This window comes from Aporhodopirellula aestuarii, from assembly GCF_023701485.1.
In the GTDB taxonomy this organism is placed as follows: Bacteria; Planctomycetota; Planctomycetia; order Pirellulales; family Pirellulaceae; genus Rhodopirellula; species Rhodopirellula aestuarii.
The window spans coordinates 1-17,542 of record NZ_JAMQBK010000007.1 but is presented as its reverse complement, the minus strand read 5'-3'; the positions used below and the strand labels follow the sequence as shown (position 1 = coordinate 17,542).

Annotated in this window: 10 protein-coding genes; 2 read left to right on the top strand and 8 right to left on the bottom strand. The window is 55.6% G+C overall.

Annotated features, from left to right (window positions below):
- Positions 1-70: 70 nt before the first annotated feature.
- The 7 genes from NB063_RS01470 to NB063_RS01440 form a co-directional block, all read right to left on the bottom strand.
- Positions 71-1,351, bottom strand: a complete 1,281-nt coding sequence (locus tag NB063_RS01470) for a PQQ-binding-like beta-propeller repeat protein (protein WP_250926957.1) — start codon at positions 1,349-1,351, stop codon at positions 71-73.
- 797 nt (positions 1,352-2,148) lie between these two features.
- Positions 2,149-3,423: a DUF1501 domain-containing protein gene (locus NB063_RS01465; RefSeq protein WP_250926956.1), complete on the bottom strand. Its 1,275-nt coding sequence runs from the start codon at positions 3,421-3,423 to the stop codon at positions 2,149-2,151.
- Positions 3,424-3,512: 89 nt separating this feature from the next.
- On the bottom strand, positions 3,513-7,208 hold the full coding sequence (locus NB063_RS01460) for a DUF1553 domain-containing protein (protein ID WP_250926955.1): 3,696 nt from the start codon (positions 7,206-7,208) through the stop codon (positions 3,513-3,515).
- A gap of 2 nt (positions 7,209-7,210) precedes the next feature.
- Complete coding sequence (locus tag NB063_RS01455) at positions 7,211-8,656, bottom strand: DUF1501 domain-containing protein (protein ID WP_250926954.1); 1,446 nt, start codon at positions 8,654-8,656, stop codon at positions 7,211-7,213.
- 280 nt (positions 8,657-8,936) lie between these two features.
- Positions 8,937-12,146, bottom strand: a complete 3,210-nt coding sequence (locus NB063_RS01450) for a DUF1553 domain-containing protein (RefSeq protein ID WP_250926953.1) — start codon at positions 12,144-12,146, stop codon at positions 8,937-8,939.
- A complete protein-coding gene (locus tag NB063_RS01445) occupies positions 12,143-13,882 on the bottom strand; it encodes a FecR domain-containing protein (RefSeq protein ID WP_250926952.1) in 1,740 nt (579 codons plus the stop codon). The genes NB063_RS01450 and NB063_RS01445 overlap by 4 nt, the downstream gene beginning before the upstream one ends.
- Positions 13,882-14,418 carry a sigma-70 family RNA polymerase sigma factor gene (locus NB063_RS01440; RefSeq protein ID WP_250926951.1) on the bottom strand — a complete coding sequence of 179 codons (537 nt, stop codon included), beginning with the start codon at positions 14,416-14,418 and terminating at the stop codon, positions 13,882-13,884. The genes NB063_RS01445 and NB063_RS01440 overlap by 1 nt, the downstream gene beginning before the upstream one ends.
- A gap of 336 nt (positions 14,419-14,754) precedes the next feature.
- On the opposite strand from NB063_RS01440, the gene NB063_RS01435 reads away from it, so the two are divergent.
- Together NB063_RS01435 and NB063_RS01430 are read left to right on the top strand one after the other, a co-directional pair.
- Positions 14,755-16,002, top strand: a complete 1,248-nt coding sequence (locus NB063_RS01435) for a DUF1559 domain-containing protein (protein WP_250926950.1) — start codon at positions 14,755-14,757, stop codon at positions 16,000-16,002.
- 246 nt (positions 16,003-16,248) lie between these two features.
- The gene (locus NB063_RS01430; protein WP_250926949.1) at positions 16,249-16,470 is read left to right on the top strand and encodes a hypothetical protein; all 222 of its coding nucleotides are present in this window, start codon (positions 16,249-16,251) and stop codon (positions 16,468-16,470) included.
- A gap of 148 nt (positions 16,471-16,618) precedes the next feature.
- Here the strand turns inward: NB063_RS01430 and NB063_RS01425 are convergent, their stop codons facing one another.
- Positions 16,619-17,116 carry a hypothetical protein gene (locus NB063_RS01425; RefSeq protein ID WP_250926948.1) on the bottom strand — a complete coding sequence of 166 codons (498 nt, stop codon included), beginning with the start codon at positions 17,114-17,116 and terminating at the stop codon, positions 16,619-16,621.
- Positions 17,117-17,542: the final 426 nt, after the last annotated feature.

The window sequence follows — 17,542 nt, the reverse complement described above, 5'->3', positions numbered from 1 at the left end:
TTACCAACGCAATCGAACGCCGCTCGCACGGCCGAGTAAAAACACAAACGTCGTGCGACATCGTAACGCGTTACTCGAATCGATAAAGCGCCTTGTCGGTGCGGAGGATCAATGCGTTATCGATCGCGGCGGGAGAAGCCATGATTTGACCCTGCAGATGATTGGTCTGAACCACCTCCGCGTCCTCACCCGTCGTCAACACGAACACGTCGCCCTCGTGATTACCGAAGTACAAGTGCCCACCCGCAAACAACGGCGACGCTGAGAACTTACCTCCGAGACGTTTCTTCCACACCAAATCTCCGGTTTCGGGGTCAAAACACGATGCCACCCCGTTGTCATCCACGAGATAAATCAATCCGTCGTGCAGCAACGGCGACGACTTCGATGGGATCCCTTTCGGCTGGGTCCAAACAACATGCGTCTCGGTCACGTCGCCGGTTCCGTCAATTTTCGCCGCCCACAATTCGGGTTTTCCGAATCCGGTCGCAAGGAACACCACATCGCCGAGTAACACCGGACGCGGAACGACCGAAAAGCCCTTGCCGTGGTAAAGCCTCCAAAACTCTTCACCAGTTTCAGCGTTGTACGAGACCATCCACTGCGACCCCATGCACAACACCTGTTCCCGGCCATTCGAATCCGTCACGACGATCGGCGTGCAATAGGCTTTCTTTTGATCGCCAGTCGGAGCTTCCATCGGCGGCCGATCGGTCGTCCACAACGTTTTGCCCGTCGATGCGTCCAGCGCCGTGACGTACTGACGATCCATACCATCTTGAATCAGTATCAAACGCCCATCATGCACCAACGGCGAACTGCCCGGACCAACACCGTGCTCCAGAGGCAGGGTACGTTGCCAAAGGATGGAACCCGAACGGCGATCGACGCAAAACGTACCAAAGGTACCGAAGTGACAGATCACATGCTCGCCTTCCACGAACGGCGTCGGTGAGGCATAAGAGTTCGTCGCGTGAATCGCATCAGGTGTCTCGACCGTCGTGAGATCGATCGTCTGGAGTGGCGCCCCGCTCTCCAAATCAACCGACAGCAGTTTTAACTCAATGGCTTTTGCGATCGCCAGCGATTTGAATTTTTTGGCATCGTTCTTCGTATTGCGAAGCAACGCTTCCCGTTCGGCTTCCGTCGGAACTCGTTCCACCGCCGTCGTCAGCCAAACGACACCATCGGCAATCACCGGCGAAGACCATGCCTTCCCCGGCAGCGGTGTCTTCCAGGCCAAGTGCTCGTCTTCTCCGAACGTAATCGGTGGCGACTGATCGGCGGCGATCCCGTCGCCCGTCGGCCCTCGAAACTGGGGCCAAGAATCCGCTGCACGTGCGGAGATCATCGGATGAATAGACAGAACGGCGATCAGAGCGAGAATTTGGCGGGGCTTCATGGCGGGCGTTTGCAGGAAAACGTGAAAGAGGCGGGGATCCATCTCTGAAGAGACTGCCGAACAAGATACTCGATTTCACCACCGAGCGACATTTTCCAGGTCGCAAAATTTGCCGAACTCACTCCTGCCTACGATACGCCGCCTCACACCGATTCAGCCAACTGTCAGTCGCCACCGCTGTAATAGGATTTGCGTATTCGAATCTGCCAAGCAATCAATCACCGAAACCCATACCAGGACACGGCAATCGGCGCCACGCCTCCGCCAACCCAAACCGCAAACCAGCCACCCGAAGGCTCACTCGAAAACGCCCCTAACCCATCCGCCACCAAACGAGCCGACTGGCGAGAAGGCGGTTTGATCGTGGGCGTTGATCTTTCACAAAAGCCGGCCAAAAAAAACCCGCTTCCAAGCAACCGTCGCATGCCCCAACGACATCCGATGAGGAGTCAGGCTCGGTTCATCCCCCCCAAACGCAACCCGTACGAAGTACTAAAGAAGAAACACGTCAATCTAGATCGCTGACAAATCGCGAGTGCGTCGTCTAACCTGAACCTGACGGTTGCCTAAACCGGGCGGCTCGCGACCAAATCCATCTACTTTGTTAGCGGTGCGGCGCAAGCCGGCCCGGTTGCATTGAGTAAGATGTCGAGGATTACCGGGCGGCTCGCGCCGCTCCGCTATAAAACTTAGCGGAACGGCGTAAGCCGTCCGGTACCACAACAAACTTTATTGCTGACAGTGCACTAGCCGAACAACGCTCGTATCGGTTGACCGCGGTCGGTAATGGGGACGGGGCGGTCGCCGTCATAAAGGTTCTTGGCGGGATCGATATTGAGAGCCGCGCAGATGGTCGCAAAAAAGTCGGGGATGCTGACAGGGTTTTCCACGATCGTTTTCGACAACTCATCCGTCACGCCATACGCGCCGCTGTGTTTCAGACCGCCGCCTGCCAACACGGACGAGAAAGCTCTGCCCTGATGCCCGCGCCCGCCGCCGCTGTCAAACTCAGGTGGACGACCAAACTCCGTCGTGATCACAATCAGCGTTTTGTCCAGCAACCGATGGTTTTGCAAGTCAGTGATCAAGGTCGCCACCGCGTTGTCGAGTTCACGAATCAGCTTATGTTGGTCGACAATCCCTGCGTTGTGAACGTCCCATCCCGCACCGTTGAGAAAGTTCAGGTTATGAGAAACCTCGATAAATCGCACACCACGTTGCACCAACCGGCGGCTCAACAAACATCGTTGCCCAAACTCTCCGCCGTAGAGATTTCGCAGACTGTCGGCTTCGGATTCGAGCTTGAAAACGTCACCGAATTCAGGGCCGCTGAGCTTTAAGCTTTGCTCTATCGCCGCGTCGTAATCACGCATCTTTTGATCGGCGACGGCCTTGCCGCTCTGTTTTAATGCGGTCAAAAACATCTCCCGACGTGCTTGGCGATCGGGCGTGATGCCATCGGGACGCGAAAGTCCCGCGGGCCCTTGCCCGGTGTCGGTCAGATACAGATAGCTGTCTTTGGCACCCAGGAATCCCGGCCCACGTGTGACGTTGGGATACCCGATCAACACGTACGGGGGCGCACCGTCGTGAACGACGCCGCGTTCATGGGTTACGATGGATCCGAGCGATGGATACGTGACCGTGCCGCTAATGTCACGTCCGGTGTGCATCCGATTGGTGGCTGCGGCATGTTCATCAATGACTTCGTGATGCGTACTGCGGACCGCGGTAACCTGCTCCATCAGACGAGCCATTCTTGGCAGGTGTTCACAAAGCTGGACACCAGGAACGCTTGTTTCAATCGCGTCGTAGTAAGAACCAGCTTTCTTCGCTTTCGGATCGCCCTTGCGTTTGGGATCGAACGTGTCCATCTGCCCCATTCCACCGCCGAGCCAAATCGAGATCACGTGATCCGCCTTGCCGACGATTTGCGGTGGCGTTGCCTCGGCAGACACAAACTGCGGCAGCACGACACCGGATGCAGCGATCGCAAGAGCTTGGCGACGATTGATATTCATTCAACAAAACCTTTTACTGACCAGAAAACGAAGCGTGATCGAGTGCCGGCGTTGCTTACCGTTCACGCAAACATCACACATCCAAATTTTTAAGGAACCCAAACGAACTCGGCGTGATTGACGAGACTCCAGACCACGTCCTCATACACTTCTCTCCACTCGGGGCGAAGTCGCGGATCGGCATACGGCCCACGTCTAACCCTGCGTTCCCATTCCTGCTGAATCTCGTTCGCTTCTGGCAACAGGTGGTTCGTCCACGTCGACTGCGGTAACAATGGATCGACCGGCGGCGGAGTGACATCGCTAGATAGCAATAACCGATTCGCAAACCCATTCTCCAGCGTTGTGACAAACAACTCTCGCTCACGATCATTGGGATACCGAGAAAGAAAACGCAGGAACAACGACTCAACCAGTTGTTCTGATGACCGCGCCTTCACCGCCAAGTCAGCCAACTCGCTTTCGTGGGCAGCTCGCGTGAGTGATTTGGAAAGATTCCCGTTTGCCAAAATGCCTGGTTGGAGCACGTTGGGATCCGTCTCCCGCTCGATGATCGGCTGCTGCCGTGTCCCCGTCCAACCGAACGCCTCGAGCACGTCGACGACTGCCTGCGCCCGTGGTAACGAGAGGCTGGGCCGATCGCGTTCGTTATTCAGTCCGGCAAACATCCATGCTCGCGTCGGCGTGCCGAGGGTGACACGTCGGTCCATCGATTGCGTGCCATCATGTAGGAACGTCAATTCCTCCACATCCATCTCGCAACCGCTGGCCACAAACAGCGAATCGACAACCTGTTCCGCCGTCAAACGCCGGCGATCAGGAGCAGCAAAATAACGCTGCTCAGCCGGTGCGGCTTCATTCTGTCCGGTCGCTTCGCGTTGGTAGGCATCCGATGTCATGATCAGCCGCAAGACATGTTTCAGGTTATAGTCGTGCGTCACCAGTTCGGTTGCCAGTTCTTCGAGCAATTCAGGGTGGCTCGGTGTTCTGCCTTCCCAATCATGAACTGGCTCGACGAAGCCGGCCCCCATCAAACGTTTCCACAGATGATTAACCATCACACGCGGGAATCGAACGTTGCTCGGTGCGGTAAACAAAGCTGCCAAACGCTCTCGGGCATCCTTGGGATTGTGCATCAACCTGTCGAGTTGTGGGGAATCCTCCGCTCCCGTGAAATCGGCAAACGGCCACTTCGCCTTGACAGCCTCACCGAGCTTCAACGTCACCTGAATCAAAGGCTCACGCGTTTGACTGACAAAGAACTCATCCGGCACCCGGCTGGTCTTCGGCGGAGTGATCGATTTCCGGCTCAGCATCGCGCCCAGCGAAAACAAATCTTCCTGAGTGGTGCTGTGATAGGGTGAGTCGTGGCAACGTGCACATTGCAAATCAATGCCCAAAAACGCCGCCGCCAGCACGTGGGCCTTGGCCGCCATCGGGGAGTCGTTTTCACCGGCGATTGCGAACCCGGCACTGCCACCATAGTGGGCGTCGCCACGCATCAAAATCAGCTCGGTAACCATGCGGTCGAGCGGCTTGTTATCACGCAGCGATTCATAAAGGAACCAACGAAACGGTCCCGTGCTGCCCAGCGAAACGTTCAACAACGTCGGGTTTTCGGCAAGCAAGTCCATCCACAAACTGACCCAATTATCGGCGTATCGCTCGTCAGCCAATAACGTGTCGATTAACGCATCTCGATTGGGGCGTTTGAGAAATGCTCCGGCTTCGTCTTCACTCGGTGGGACGCCGACCACATCGAGATACGCTCGTCGCAAGAACGCTTCATCTCTGATAACAGGCGAGACTGCGATCGCCACCGGATCCACTGGCTGGGCGGGCCAAACGGCGCCGGATGCGACCCAATGTTCGAGCGTTTCGATCTGTTCGGGAGTGAGCCCGGTATCGGTGGGCGGCATGTTGCCATCGCGAATCTGAACAATCAATTCGCTGTTATCCGGATCGCCCGGCACGACTGCCGGTTCACCAGACTCACCGCTCGCGAGAACGGCTTCGTGCGAATTCAATCGCAACCCGCCTTTGCCCTTCTCGCCGTGACACCGGAAACATTGGTCACGCAATATCGGCAGCACACGATCGTAGAAATGCGTCGTCGTCTTTTCATCGTGCCGGTTCGACTTCGCAACGGCCGTACCGATCTTGTTGGCAATCGCCTCGTCGATCAGATGATCGCCAAATCGTCCACGACGATGATTCTGCAATTCCATTGCGTCCCGTGCAATCTCATGCCGGTGATTCCAAAATCCATCTTGCGATGACGACGCCGCGCGGCGAGTAAAGTCATCAAGTCTCGTCAGCGACTCTTCCATTTTCACCAATTCCTCCTTCGCCGCCTCATCGGTCAACGGAAGCGAAAGTGACGGGCCGAGCACGACGAACGTGTTGCTATCTTCGGGCTGGATGGCAATACAAACTTCTCCCGACTCGGTGCGACGCCCCTTGCCACCGACGACCAGTTCAAAGATCACACGTACCGATTTCGTTTGCCCGCCTTCGACGACATACTCGCCAAACACCTCCTGTTGAGGAAAGCGAACCACGCGATTGCCTGGTGCGGGCGGATCGGCGATCGGAACAATCGGTTGCAGATTGCCGCCGCCGTGGGAGTTCTTACGCGTGCGAGCAACAACTTTTCCGTCGATCCAAAGCCGACTGAGTGATCTCGCCCTGACTAGGACACGATGCCTCCCCGGTGGCAGCGAAACATCACTGGCCGCCCGGACCAACATCGGTGAGTTCCAGCGTCCGCGAATGCCCCAAGAATCATAACGAACGGGAACGCGAGGCAATAAAAACGCATTGCTCGTCCAACGCGTGATCTCCTCCGGCCATGATTCGCCTTCGAGTAACCAACGTGCGTTACTCGGCAAGCCCTCGGCAAACGTGAACAGCACCTTGCCCGCGGGGACGTCGTTCAACTCCGGTGCAACTTCGGGCAGCGGCTCGGGAACGGGTTTCGCTGCTGCGACTCGTGGACCGCCGACACGATGGAATCGGGACGCGATGACTTCGTCGGAGAGAAAGTCTCGGTGAATGGCAACGTTGTCGAGATGCCCCACAAAACTGTTGGCTCGACCGCCACCACGTGATGATCCGATCCAAACCGCGTCATCATCCACAACAGGTGGCTCTTCGGTCGGACCACCCATGTCCCAACGGCCTTTGGCTGGTTGGCCATCAATCCAACCGCGGACTGATTCGGGGTTGCCAAAATGATACGCAACGGCGATATGGTGCCAGCCTGTTGCACACTCAAATCCATCGTCCGTGGTCCAGCGATGCCAATGCGATTCATTTCGCGAAAGCTTAGTCGCAAAGAGAAAGCTCGCTCGCACGGTGCCGCCATGTGAGACGGTTCGCAACGCCCAATTCTGGTTGTCCGGACGAAATTGCGGCGAACCCGTACGCCCTTTGCCGATCACGTACATCTGTTGTCCGTCGCGAGCGGCATCGAGATTGACCCAAGCCTCGATCGTGATTTTGTCACCGTTGCGAAATTGAAACCGATCGTCATTGAGGACCTTGGGAACAGCCAAGTAGCCACCACCGTTGAATTTCAATGCGGTGTTGTCATCCGAGAACTCGGGGTACTCAGGAGGCCTCGGACCGGCTTGGTCGCGTTCGACTTCTCCGTTCAGGTCGAGCGGTGCGGCCTCTTCGGAATCGAACGTCCACTTCGCGACAATGTTGGCTTCTGCGGCCTGGGCCGATGACAAACAAGGGATCGCGAGTGTGATCGCGGCAAAAATCGATTGAATATTCATCATTACCCCGTCACCAGTTGTTCGCAGAATTTCCCTTCATTGATCGTCGGGCGTTCGGGACGACCTTTGTGAAGGTAGGTCAAATCCATGTTGTCGAGACCTAGCAAGTGCAGGATGCTGGTGTGCAAGTCCTGCACGTGCTGGCGGTCCACCGTCGCGTGCAATCCCAGCTCATCGGTTTCACCAATCGCCTGCCCGCCTTTCACACCTCCGCCGGCCATCCACATCGTGAAACCGCTGGGGTTATGATCGCGGCCATTGCCCTTTTCGCTCATCGGCGTACGGCCAAACTCACCGCCCCAGACAACGAGCGTGTCATCGAGCATTCCACGGCGTTTCAAGTCTTTGAGCAGCCCCGCGATCGGTTTGTCGACGCCACGGCACAACCCGGAGTGGTTGCCTTCGATGTTGCTGTGCGAGTCCCACTTCGACCCAGCACCGCTATACAACTGAATAAACCGAACGTCCCGTTCAGCCAATCGTCGACCGAGCAAACACAGCCGACCGTATCCACTCGTCTCTTTGTCATTGATGCCGTACAGTTCGAGCGTCTCTTCGGTCTCGTCGCTCAAATCAATCGCATCAGGAGCCTCCGCTTGCATGCGAAATGCCAACTCATAACTCGCGATGCGGGCTTCCAACTCGGTTTGCTCCGGATGCATCTCCGCGTAATTGCGGTTGAGATCGTTGAGGAAGTCAAGCTTTGACAATTGCCGCGTTTGCGTCACACCTTCGGGTGTATTCAAGTAAGGAATCGGTTGACTTCCCTCACTTAGACGCGTGCCCTGGTACGCGGCCGGCATGAACCCGCCACCCCAGTTTCGCGGCCCGTTGACAATTTGCGAGTTGTTGTCCTGCATCACGACGAACGCCGGCAGGTTCTCATTTTCACTGCCGAGCCCATACGTCACCCAACTGCCCAGCGACGGACGCCCGCTCAAGATCGAGCACGTATTCATCTGACAAACGCCTGCGGAATGGTTGATCCCATCGGCGACGCACGAGCGAATCACCGCGAGATCATCTGCACACTCGGCGATGTGGGGCAACCAGTCGGAAACCCACAATCCTCCTTCACCGTGCCGCTTCCACTTGCGTTTGCTCGCGAGCAGCGGCGACTTCATCTCACCCATCGCCGTGATCACTTCACCAAAGCTATCTGGGATAGTTTGGCCCGCTAATTCATTGAGCAGAGGTTTTGGATCGAACAAATCCAAATGGCTCGGCCCACCCTCCATAAACAGGAAGATCACTCGTTTGGCGGTCGGTTTGTGGTGCGGAGGTTTCGCAGCGACCGGATTGAGCGAAGGCGTTTTGACACCTCTATCGCTTGAGCGAATCGGCTCCGCGTTCGCGCCGGACATCAGACCGGCCAATGCGACTGCGCCAAAACCGGCACCGCTGTGCGCAAGGAATTCACGTCTCGATTCAGGGATCTTGATGTGCATGACAGATTGGAAGGGGGGAGGGAGATGGGGCGGGAATCATTCTCGATCCCAAACAAAGCGAAATCGATTTGCTCGGGAACGCGCGTAGGATTATTGGGAACATGCGCGTGACATGCCCTTACGATCTTCCAAACGAAAGCAGACATTCTCTGCTCTCATTTGAGTGTCGATCGTTGGATAGAAGGGTGGGGATAATGAATTGATTAAGCCATCACAGTCGCCAACTGGGACGGTGACCTGCAATATCGCTTAGTGTTCTGTACCGTAAATCGCTCGTTGATCAATCGACATACAAGAACTCATTCGAATTAAGTAACGCGTGACAAAAATCGACGAATGCTGCTTCTTCAGGCGTGTAGTCGATGATCGCTTCGCCGGTCGCCTTGATTCCATGCTTTTCACCGGCGCTGTTTCGCCGTACGCCCGGATCGACTTCGAACTGCCAGTATCCGACCACGCCGGGGATGTCACGTTCGACCGTATGCAAGATCTCATCGACGCCGATCGCACGTCCAACCAACCGGACATCGTCGATCAAGCCGTCAAAATAGGTCCCGTTTGAATCGCTGCGGCGACCAATCGATAGCGGCGCCTCGTTGGCGATGCTTTCGCTGATGTCATGTTTCACCTCCGCGATTTGCAGCGGTTCATCATCGTTCGACAAGTCCTTCAAAAAGAACGTGACCGTGCCGGGCTCTCCATCTTTGGCCAACCGAACACTTGCGGATGCGTAGTACGGAGTATCCAACGCGATATGTTGATCCGAGAAAATCGCCGCTTCACCGTCTTTGCCACTTCGCAGTGGTCCGAACATGTGCATGACGAGTGTCTGAGGTTTGCGTCGCGATCCCTTGCCGGTAACGCCGAAGTTCCATCCGACAGGACTTTTCCGCGAATTCCACTTACTGACGATCGAGCGAACATGCCCCGTGTTCGCGATGGACCGCAGTTGAAAGAAGGCTTCGATCGTAAAATCGCCGACGGTTAACTCAGGGGAATGCGGAATTGACAACACTAACGAAGGATCGGCGATTTGAAAGCGTACCGCCTGGCCATCTCGATATGGCAATTTCGACGTTTCGATCAGCGTCTGATCTCCCTCGCCCTCGGCTCGTTTCTTTTCAATCGATCGTAAGTGCGTGGTTTGCGCGGCGATGAAAGCTAACGAAGATTTAACTTCACTTGGCGTGGCGTCGCGTCCGAACGCCCGCTTCCACGCAATCGCGACCCGCGTTTCCAAATCACCCGACTGACGCGACACAACCTCCGCCAATGACCTCGCGTACGACAGCATCTGATCGCTGTTGAACATCAACAACGACTGAATCGGAGTCGTCGTGGTGTTCCGCGACGAGTTACTCGAAAAAAACTGCGGAAGATCAAAACTGTTTAGCAACTGATCGGGCGAGTTCCGCATCTGCCGTGTGTAAATCGAACGGTAAGGTGAATCGCCATGAGCACTGGGTCCGCCGGTGCGGCTCTTCATACGGCCGCTGGTGACCAACAGTGAGTCACGAATTTGTTCTGCAGTCAGCCGCGACGTGTCATGCCGCCAGTAATAGTCGTTCGTCGGATCGATTTGATGGTACGCGGCAAACTCGGGATGCCGCGTTGATTGCCGATAGGTTGCCGAAAGCAGGATCGTCCGGTGAAGCGACTTCAGGCTCCAACCTTCTTCGATCAACTGAGTCGCCAGCCAGTCGAGCAATTCGGGATGCGATGGCGGGCCACCAAGAATGCCAAAGTCGCTCGGGTTTTCGGCCAGCCCTCGACCGAAATGGCTTTGCCAAATTCGGTTCGCAATGACTCGTGCGGTCAGCGGATTTTCTGGATTCGTGATCCAGCGTGCCAACGCCGTACGGCGACCGTTGGTTGCCAACGATGGATTCGGATCGATCGGCAGAGGCGAGGCTTCAATGATTGTCGGCACGCCCGGTTCAATCAGCTTGTCTTTAAACTTCGGGATGCTCGTCGGTGGTGCCGGTTTAAGCACCTCGGTCACCGCCATCGCGATCGGAAGGGATTTCGGTTTGAGAGAATCAAACGCCTTGAGTTTCCGGCGTAGCTCAACCAATCGTTCCTTCTTCTCACCTTTGATCACCGAGTCGAGTCGATTGTATTCGGCTTGAACCTGACGCTGAACGAGATACGCCATTTGATCCTCATACGCCGTTCGCTGTTCTTCCGGAGTACGCGCGATCGCTTGGATATCTCCCGGGAAACGGTCAATCGCTTCGTCACGGTATTTGTCGCGATAGGGCTGTTCGATCTCGGCGATTTCATCGCGGATCGTTGCCGTTTTCACTTCCCAAAGTTCCAGCGCAGCATCATAGCGAGCGATCTCCTCCCCACTCGCGACCGGAATATCACGAGGCATGATCGGTGCAAAGAATGCACGGAGGCGGAAATAGTCCTTCTGCAGCAACGGGTCAAACTTGTGATTGTGGCATTTGGCACATTGCAATCCCATTGCCATGAACACGTCGGCGGTCGTGTCCGTCAAATCCTCGATGATCGTGTTCCACTGCGTCGGAGCATCTCGGATGTTCCATTCATAAACCCAATGACGCAGATACCCCAGTGCAATCTGAGCATCGAGGTCATCGGGGAACATCTCATCGCCCGCCAACTGCTCCTGGACAAAGCGGTCATACGGTTTGTCATTATTGAACGACTTGATGACGTAATCGCGGTAACGCCACGCTTGCGGCCGAAAACCGTCGGCGCGGTATCCGTCGCTGTCGGCATATCGGACGAGGTCGAGCCACTGCCTCGCGGCATGTTCCCCGTACTCCTTGGAATTCAACAGCGTGTCAACGAGACACTCGTACGCGTCAGACGAATTGTCGTTTAGGAACGCGTCGACTTGCCCTGGCGTTGGCGGCAATCCGGTCACATCGAGGTACAACCGACGAACCAATTGCGTTTTGGTGGCTTCAGGGGCCGGCGACAAACCTTCCGACACCATTCGTTCGGCAATAAAATGATCGATCGGATTGAACGCCCATCGATTACCTTGCGGGTTCGGAACTCGCGGTTTCCGCAGTGGCTGAATCGCCCACCACGCTCGATCCGCGTCATCAAATTGTTCGCGTTTGCGTAGCGGGGCGTTCGGATCGGCTCCCGGCCAAGGTGCCCCGATCGCAACCCATCGGGTCAACGTTTGGATTTCGTGATCAGAGAGTTTTCCGTCAGGTGGCATCTCCACCGATTCATAATTGATCGCGTCGATCAATAAACTTTCACCGGGTTTGCCGGGGACAATGGCCGGATCGCCCGACTCGCCACCGATCATCAAATCGGCGAACGTGTCGAGTCGCAGCTCACCACTGGATTCCCCATCGCTGTGGCATTCATAGCAATGCTTGACCAACAACGGACGCACTTCGTTTTCGAAAAACTTCGCATGTTCCGGTGATACTTCTTGGCCGCGAGAAACGCTTGCTGAGCAAAGCACAATTGACAGCGTCAACAGATTGAGCACTTTCATTTGGTTCCCTCGCTCACGGGAGGAAGACCAGCAATGAAGACTGGATCGACGTAGTGTTCGTCATCCAACACATCTTGAAAAAAGACACCTTCGACGACCGAATCCTCAGCGTAACCTAGATCGCTAAAGTCGATGCTCACTGCGATGGCCCAGAACGCCATCCCTGGATTTCGCACCTCGAATGTTCCGTAAAGTAAATCATTGACCGATTTCACTCGCGACGTGAACTGCATCAATTCAAAATCGGGAATCTGCCAGGCGTCCGGCGAATTCAACGTGATGTCGTATCGCGTCACGGTGTGTGTTCGCAAACCTGGTTCGAACTTGAGCGGGCTGACATGGAACGCATCGCCCGCAGCAGGATTCATCGCAGATTGCAATTCAAAAAAAACCATGTCGGGCCCGGGGCGATTAACGACCGGTTCCCGAAAGCGAACCGCAATCCCTTGCGTGAGCCCCTCGTCATCGTCCCCGCTGATGATGGGATCACTTGACAACGGCTCAATGCGTCCGCCGGGGTTAAGGAAGCCTGTGTGGAGATACGCGTCAGACTCGATCACAATCCGTCGGCTGTCCCCATCGCCTAGGTTCTGGCCAACAGGCATCGATACATTGCTACTGTTCGACCCTGCCCGAAAATGAATCACCTCCACCCCGATCAACTGGTCAACGGTATACGTGTGCGGCACACCGGCGCTTTGAATCGTCACACTTTCCAACCTCCCTGCCGTCGCAACACTTTCATTGTTGACCTCAAATCCGATCACGCGATCAGGGAGCTGGCTGCGATACATTGACGGCGTGAACTCAACCGTCGAAGACTCACCGCCATCAAATCGTGTTGCTTGCTTTTCGTTGAGAAGCACTTTTTCCGATTCGTCTTGATCGAGCTGACGGACTTCTGCGGCACCTTCAATAACCTGCACTTCCGTGTTCCCGCCTTCTTCGACTGAAACTGAAAACCGGGTCCCCAAATCCGTCACCTCTGTTTGCGGCGTAATCACTTGAAAACCCTCCGCCCCATCCGGCGCGTGCACGCTGCACTTTCCCGCTTTAACCAATAGCTGCATCGGATCCGCGATCTCGATCACGCTCGGCGCCTCCAAGATCACCTCCGCTCCACAGGGAAACTTCAGCGACATCATCCCGCTGACGAGTGCGTATTCGCGTTGATATTCGAGTGAATTACCTCTCGCGGGAACCGCTTCGTTGAACAGTTCTGCACCAGCGAGGTCGACAAGTCGAACGACATCACGCTGTGCATTTTGCGAGACGACCTGCTGCACCATCGTCGGCTGATGTTGAGATTGATCCACCGCTTGCGTGGTGTAAAACGCGATCGCAAAGATCAGCGACGCGGCCAACGACACGCCCGAAACGATCCACGGCGCCACGTTACTGCGGACCCGCGAAACCGCCCCGTTTCCCAGAGCAGAAACCTTTCCTTGCGTAGCGGCAGGCGATCGTCGCGATGCAGCGTACTCCGCAAGTGTCGACGCCCAATCGAACGAGGAGTCCGTCAGAGCATGCTTCTCGTCGGCGTCGCTCGAAAGCACGCTCACCATTCCCGACTGCAAATCCATGTATTGCAAAAAGAACACTCGATTCTCTCGCGCATCACGCAGCAGGAAATCCAGCTCTTCGATTTGCTCGTGGTCGACCGTTCCGTCAATGATTGCGGATGCAAGCTCTTCCAATTGTCGACGGGTCGCATGGGGATCGTTTTTCTGGTTCATCAAAACTCATCCATCGCTAGTTTTTTATCGATGCAGTTCATCAAAAGATGCCGGATCCGTTTGAGATCGCGAAATAGGGTGCGACGACTCGCGTTCACCTTTTCGGCAATCAAATCGGGAGCAAGCCCTTCGAGATAACGTGAACGGACCAACTCCAGGTCATCCTCAGGCAACTGGCTCATGCACTCACCGAGCATTGTCAACCGTTCGCTCAACGCACCTTCTTGACTTTGCCGTTCTTGCGCCAACAACTCCAAGACATCGCCACTGAGCAGGGGCATCTGACGCGATTGGCTTTCACGCCACTTGAGCACGTGGATATAGGCGAACTTATACGCCCAGGGCAGGAACGGTCTGCTCGAGTCAAAAAGCTCAAATTTTTCGTAGAGAGCGAACGAGGTCTCTTGCAGAACGTCTCGCGCATCGTGCGATGTTCCGACGAGAGAATAGATATACCGGTAAAGCTGATCGTGGTGCTCCGACAGCAACTGAACAAGCGTTTCGGCTTTTGAATGTGGGGAATCGAAAGGGGTCACAGCAAATTCTCTCGCTTCTTTTGGTTTCGGTGAGTCATTGAGAAACTCAATTGAGCCGCCGGCTTCATCTCCGTGAGACGAAGCGGTGTTCAAAGCGGGCGGAGGAATGCGACGCGCACGGATAGAAGTGCCGTGTGGTCATGCTTACTTAGCCGCTTTCATAACTCCGTGCCACGAATTCTGGCTTTTTGAACCAATTTCTCAGTCAATTCGTGATTTCCGAGAATTTTGAAACTTTTCGTGGCACTGCGACAATCTACCACGGAAACAACTCATGCGGGGACAAAGCGCCCCATTGCGGTTTTTTCGTCACGTCGCTTATACGGAGTGCTTTTGATGCGTTTTCACACAACGACACACACGCGTCGAGGTTTCACCTTAGTGGAACTCTTGGTCGTTATCGCCATTATCGGCGTACTCGTCGGCCTGCTGTTACCCGCGGTGCAGGCGGCTCGGGAAGCAGCTCGCAGGATGAGTTGCAGTAATAATTTCAAGCAACTCGGATTGGCGATTCATAACTACCATTCCGCGTACAACCAGTTGCCACGACTACAAGGGGGCACCAATGCCATTGGTGCACCCAATGGCGGCACAACCGCACCGTCATCCAACAACCGTGAAGAACTCAGCATCTTGGTCGGTTTGATGCCGTTTCTGGAACAGCAAGGATTGTGGGAACAAATCTCCAACCCGCTCCAAGATCAGAACGGAAAGATCCATCAACCGATGGGCGGTAATCCGCAGGCCAACCTGAGTCACCATCAGATAAGTCGCTACGAACCGTGGCTAACCGAAGTCCCGAGCCTGCGCTGCCCAAGCGATCCAGGCAAAGGACTCCCTTCGGCGGGTCGCACAAACTACGCCGCATGTTCGGGAGACTCGGCATACATCTGCAATCACGGGTACGCCGACGAAAACGGAGACCGCTCGAATCCCTCGAATTTGGCGGAGTTGGCTCGCGCGTCGTGCCGCGGCATGTTCAAAGCACGTGCCGACTCTTATTTCCGTGACGTCTTGGATGGTCTTTCCAACACAATCGCGATGGGTGAAATCCCAACCGACTTGGGCGATCAAGACAAACGAACTCACGGCAAAGCAGACATCGGCGGCGCCGCAAGTGGTCGCGGAACCGGACAAGGAATCCGAAACGCTGGCGAAGCCTTGTCCTGCCGTACTTTCATCGATCCGGAACGCCCGCAGTTCTGGGCGAGCGGCACGAACGTGGGCGACTCGGAACAACGACGCGGCTACAAGTGGGCATCCGGACGACCGATGTATGGCCAAATGAACGCGATCCTCGCTCCCAACAAAGAGATTTGCGTCGCCAAAGGCACCGGCGGGCGGCTCAACTACCACGGCAACGCAATGATTGCTCCTCCGGGAAGCCGACACCAAGGCGGCTGCCACATCTTGATGGGCGACGGAGCCGTCAAATTTATCACCGATTCGATTGAAGCTGGCGATGAAACAAGTGCCCAGGTTTACCACGGCGGACCGCTCGCCGTTGGCTCAAAGAGTCCGTTCGGTCTCTGGGGTGCCCTAAGCACTGCGGCATCGAAGGAAACGATCGAAGCGCAATTCTAAACGTCCGCAAGATCCAGGTTCTCGATTTGATTTTTAGCGAATCCGCATGCGATTCGCTTTCAAGGAGCACAGGCTCAAGACCGGTAGCCTATCCGGCGTTGCCAACCCAAAAATCGAGAGGACCACTGAACACTCTCGCCTCCGAAGACTTTGAAACGCCACACACGTTCAACCAATTCGAATGCGAGACCTCGCTCTCTACTGATACGTCCTTTTGTCTATCCGCTCTCACCAATAAATAAACTCATGATACCTTTCTCAAACGTTCCTTCGCTGACGCAGTTGTCCGCCCTTGTGCTCTTCGGATCGCTGATGTGCGGTTGTGGTGACAGTGGCGGCCCCGTCGCCAGTGAAGATGAGGTGACCGCATACCTCGCCGCACATCCCGAACTCGAAAAGGACCTCGACTCCGAGGCGGCCATCGTCGCCTACGAGACGACCGCCCGAAAGTTTGTTGCGGCTCCCTGAACTGGCGGCTCAGCGGGTACGCAGGGCTGATTGTGTATTCACCATCTCCTGCCTACCAGCGCAACAGGACAGCGTCACTTCGCAAACGGAAAATCATGAACGCCGGTCAAACGGAGTCACCTTCGCCAACAGGTGACTCCGCGGTGTCTTATTGCGCTGGCTTGACCCGAATCATTTTGACGGTAGTGGGTTCCGGAAGTTCAAGGGTAACGATCATTGTGTCTTGATCCTCACGGTGATGGCGAATACTCAATCCGCCCTGTTCTCCGTCACCCGCGGTGAAGAGCAGCCCCAAGACGGCGTCCCCCTTCTCATCGATGGTCCATTTCCCGAGTGAAGACGCACCTTCGCTGTCGGCTCCCATATGGAAGACCTCGCCAGTCCTCGCGTTGACTCCCATCAAAGAAACGCTCTCGAGTCCGCTTCCCTCGCTTGTGACCTCGATGACACGCTCCTCAATTTTCCACGCATAGGTAACTTTGGAAATCTCACCTTTCGTCTGAGCGTCCACCCATGTCCCAACGATTCCATCCCATTGGTGCTTCCGCAAAATCTCGCTCAAGTTGTCTGCGGCCGGCAGGGAGGACGGCGAGATCGCAAGAGTCGCGAGCAACACCCAAAAAACTGCCAGCTTGATCGGGAACATATTGGTCTCCTGTTCGAACATTCATTGCCACGCGTTGACTTCCCGCTGAATCGCAAAACAACGGGGTTTCATTGTCTCCGCTCGAACCCTCAACTGCAATTCACCCCCCCATGGTCAGCGTCCCTTTTCATGTAGCTCCGTCTCTCCGAGACCGAGAATTGCGGGCGTCACCTACTTCCGGGGCTTCCGGGGACATTGAGTGATTGAGTGCTCTTCATAGCGGAACGGCGCGAGCCGTCCGGTCCCGCGTTAATTAAATCAACATCAGGAAATGATTTCCGCGATTTCTCGTTTTTCGGCCTCAACCGCCTTTTCTACGCTGCGATTAATATCTGGCTCGCAAACGTCGCAGCGACAGTCTTCGAGATCGGCGGTGAGGTCATCGTCAAAGTGATTCAAGATCGCCGACCATCGACAGGAATGGCG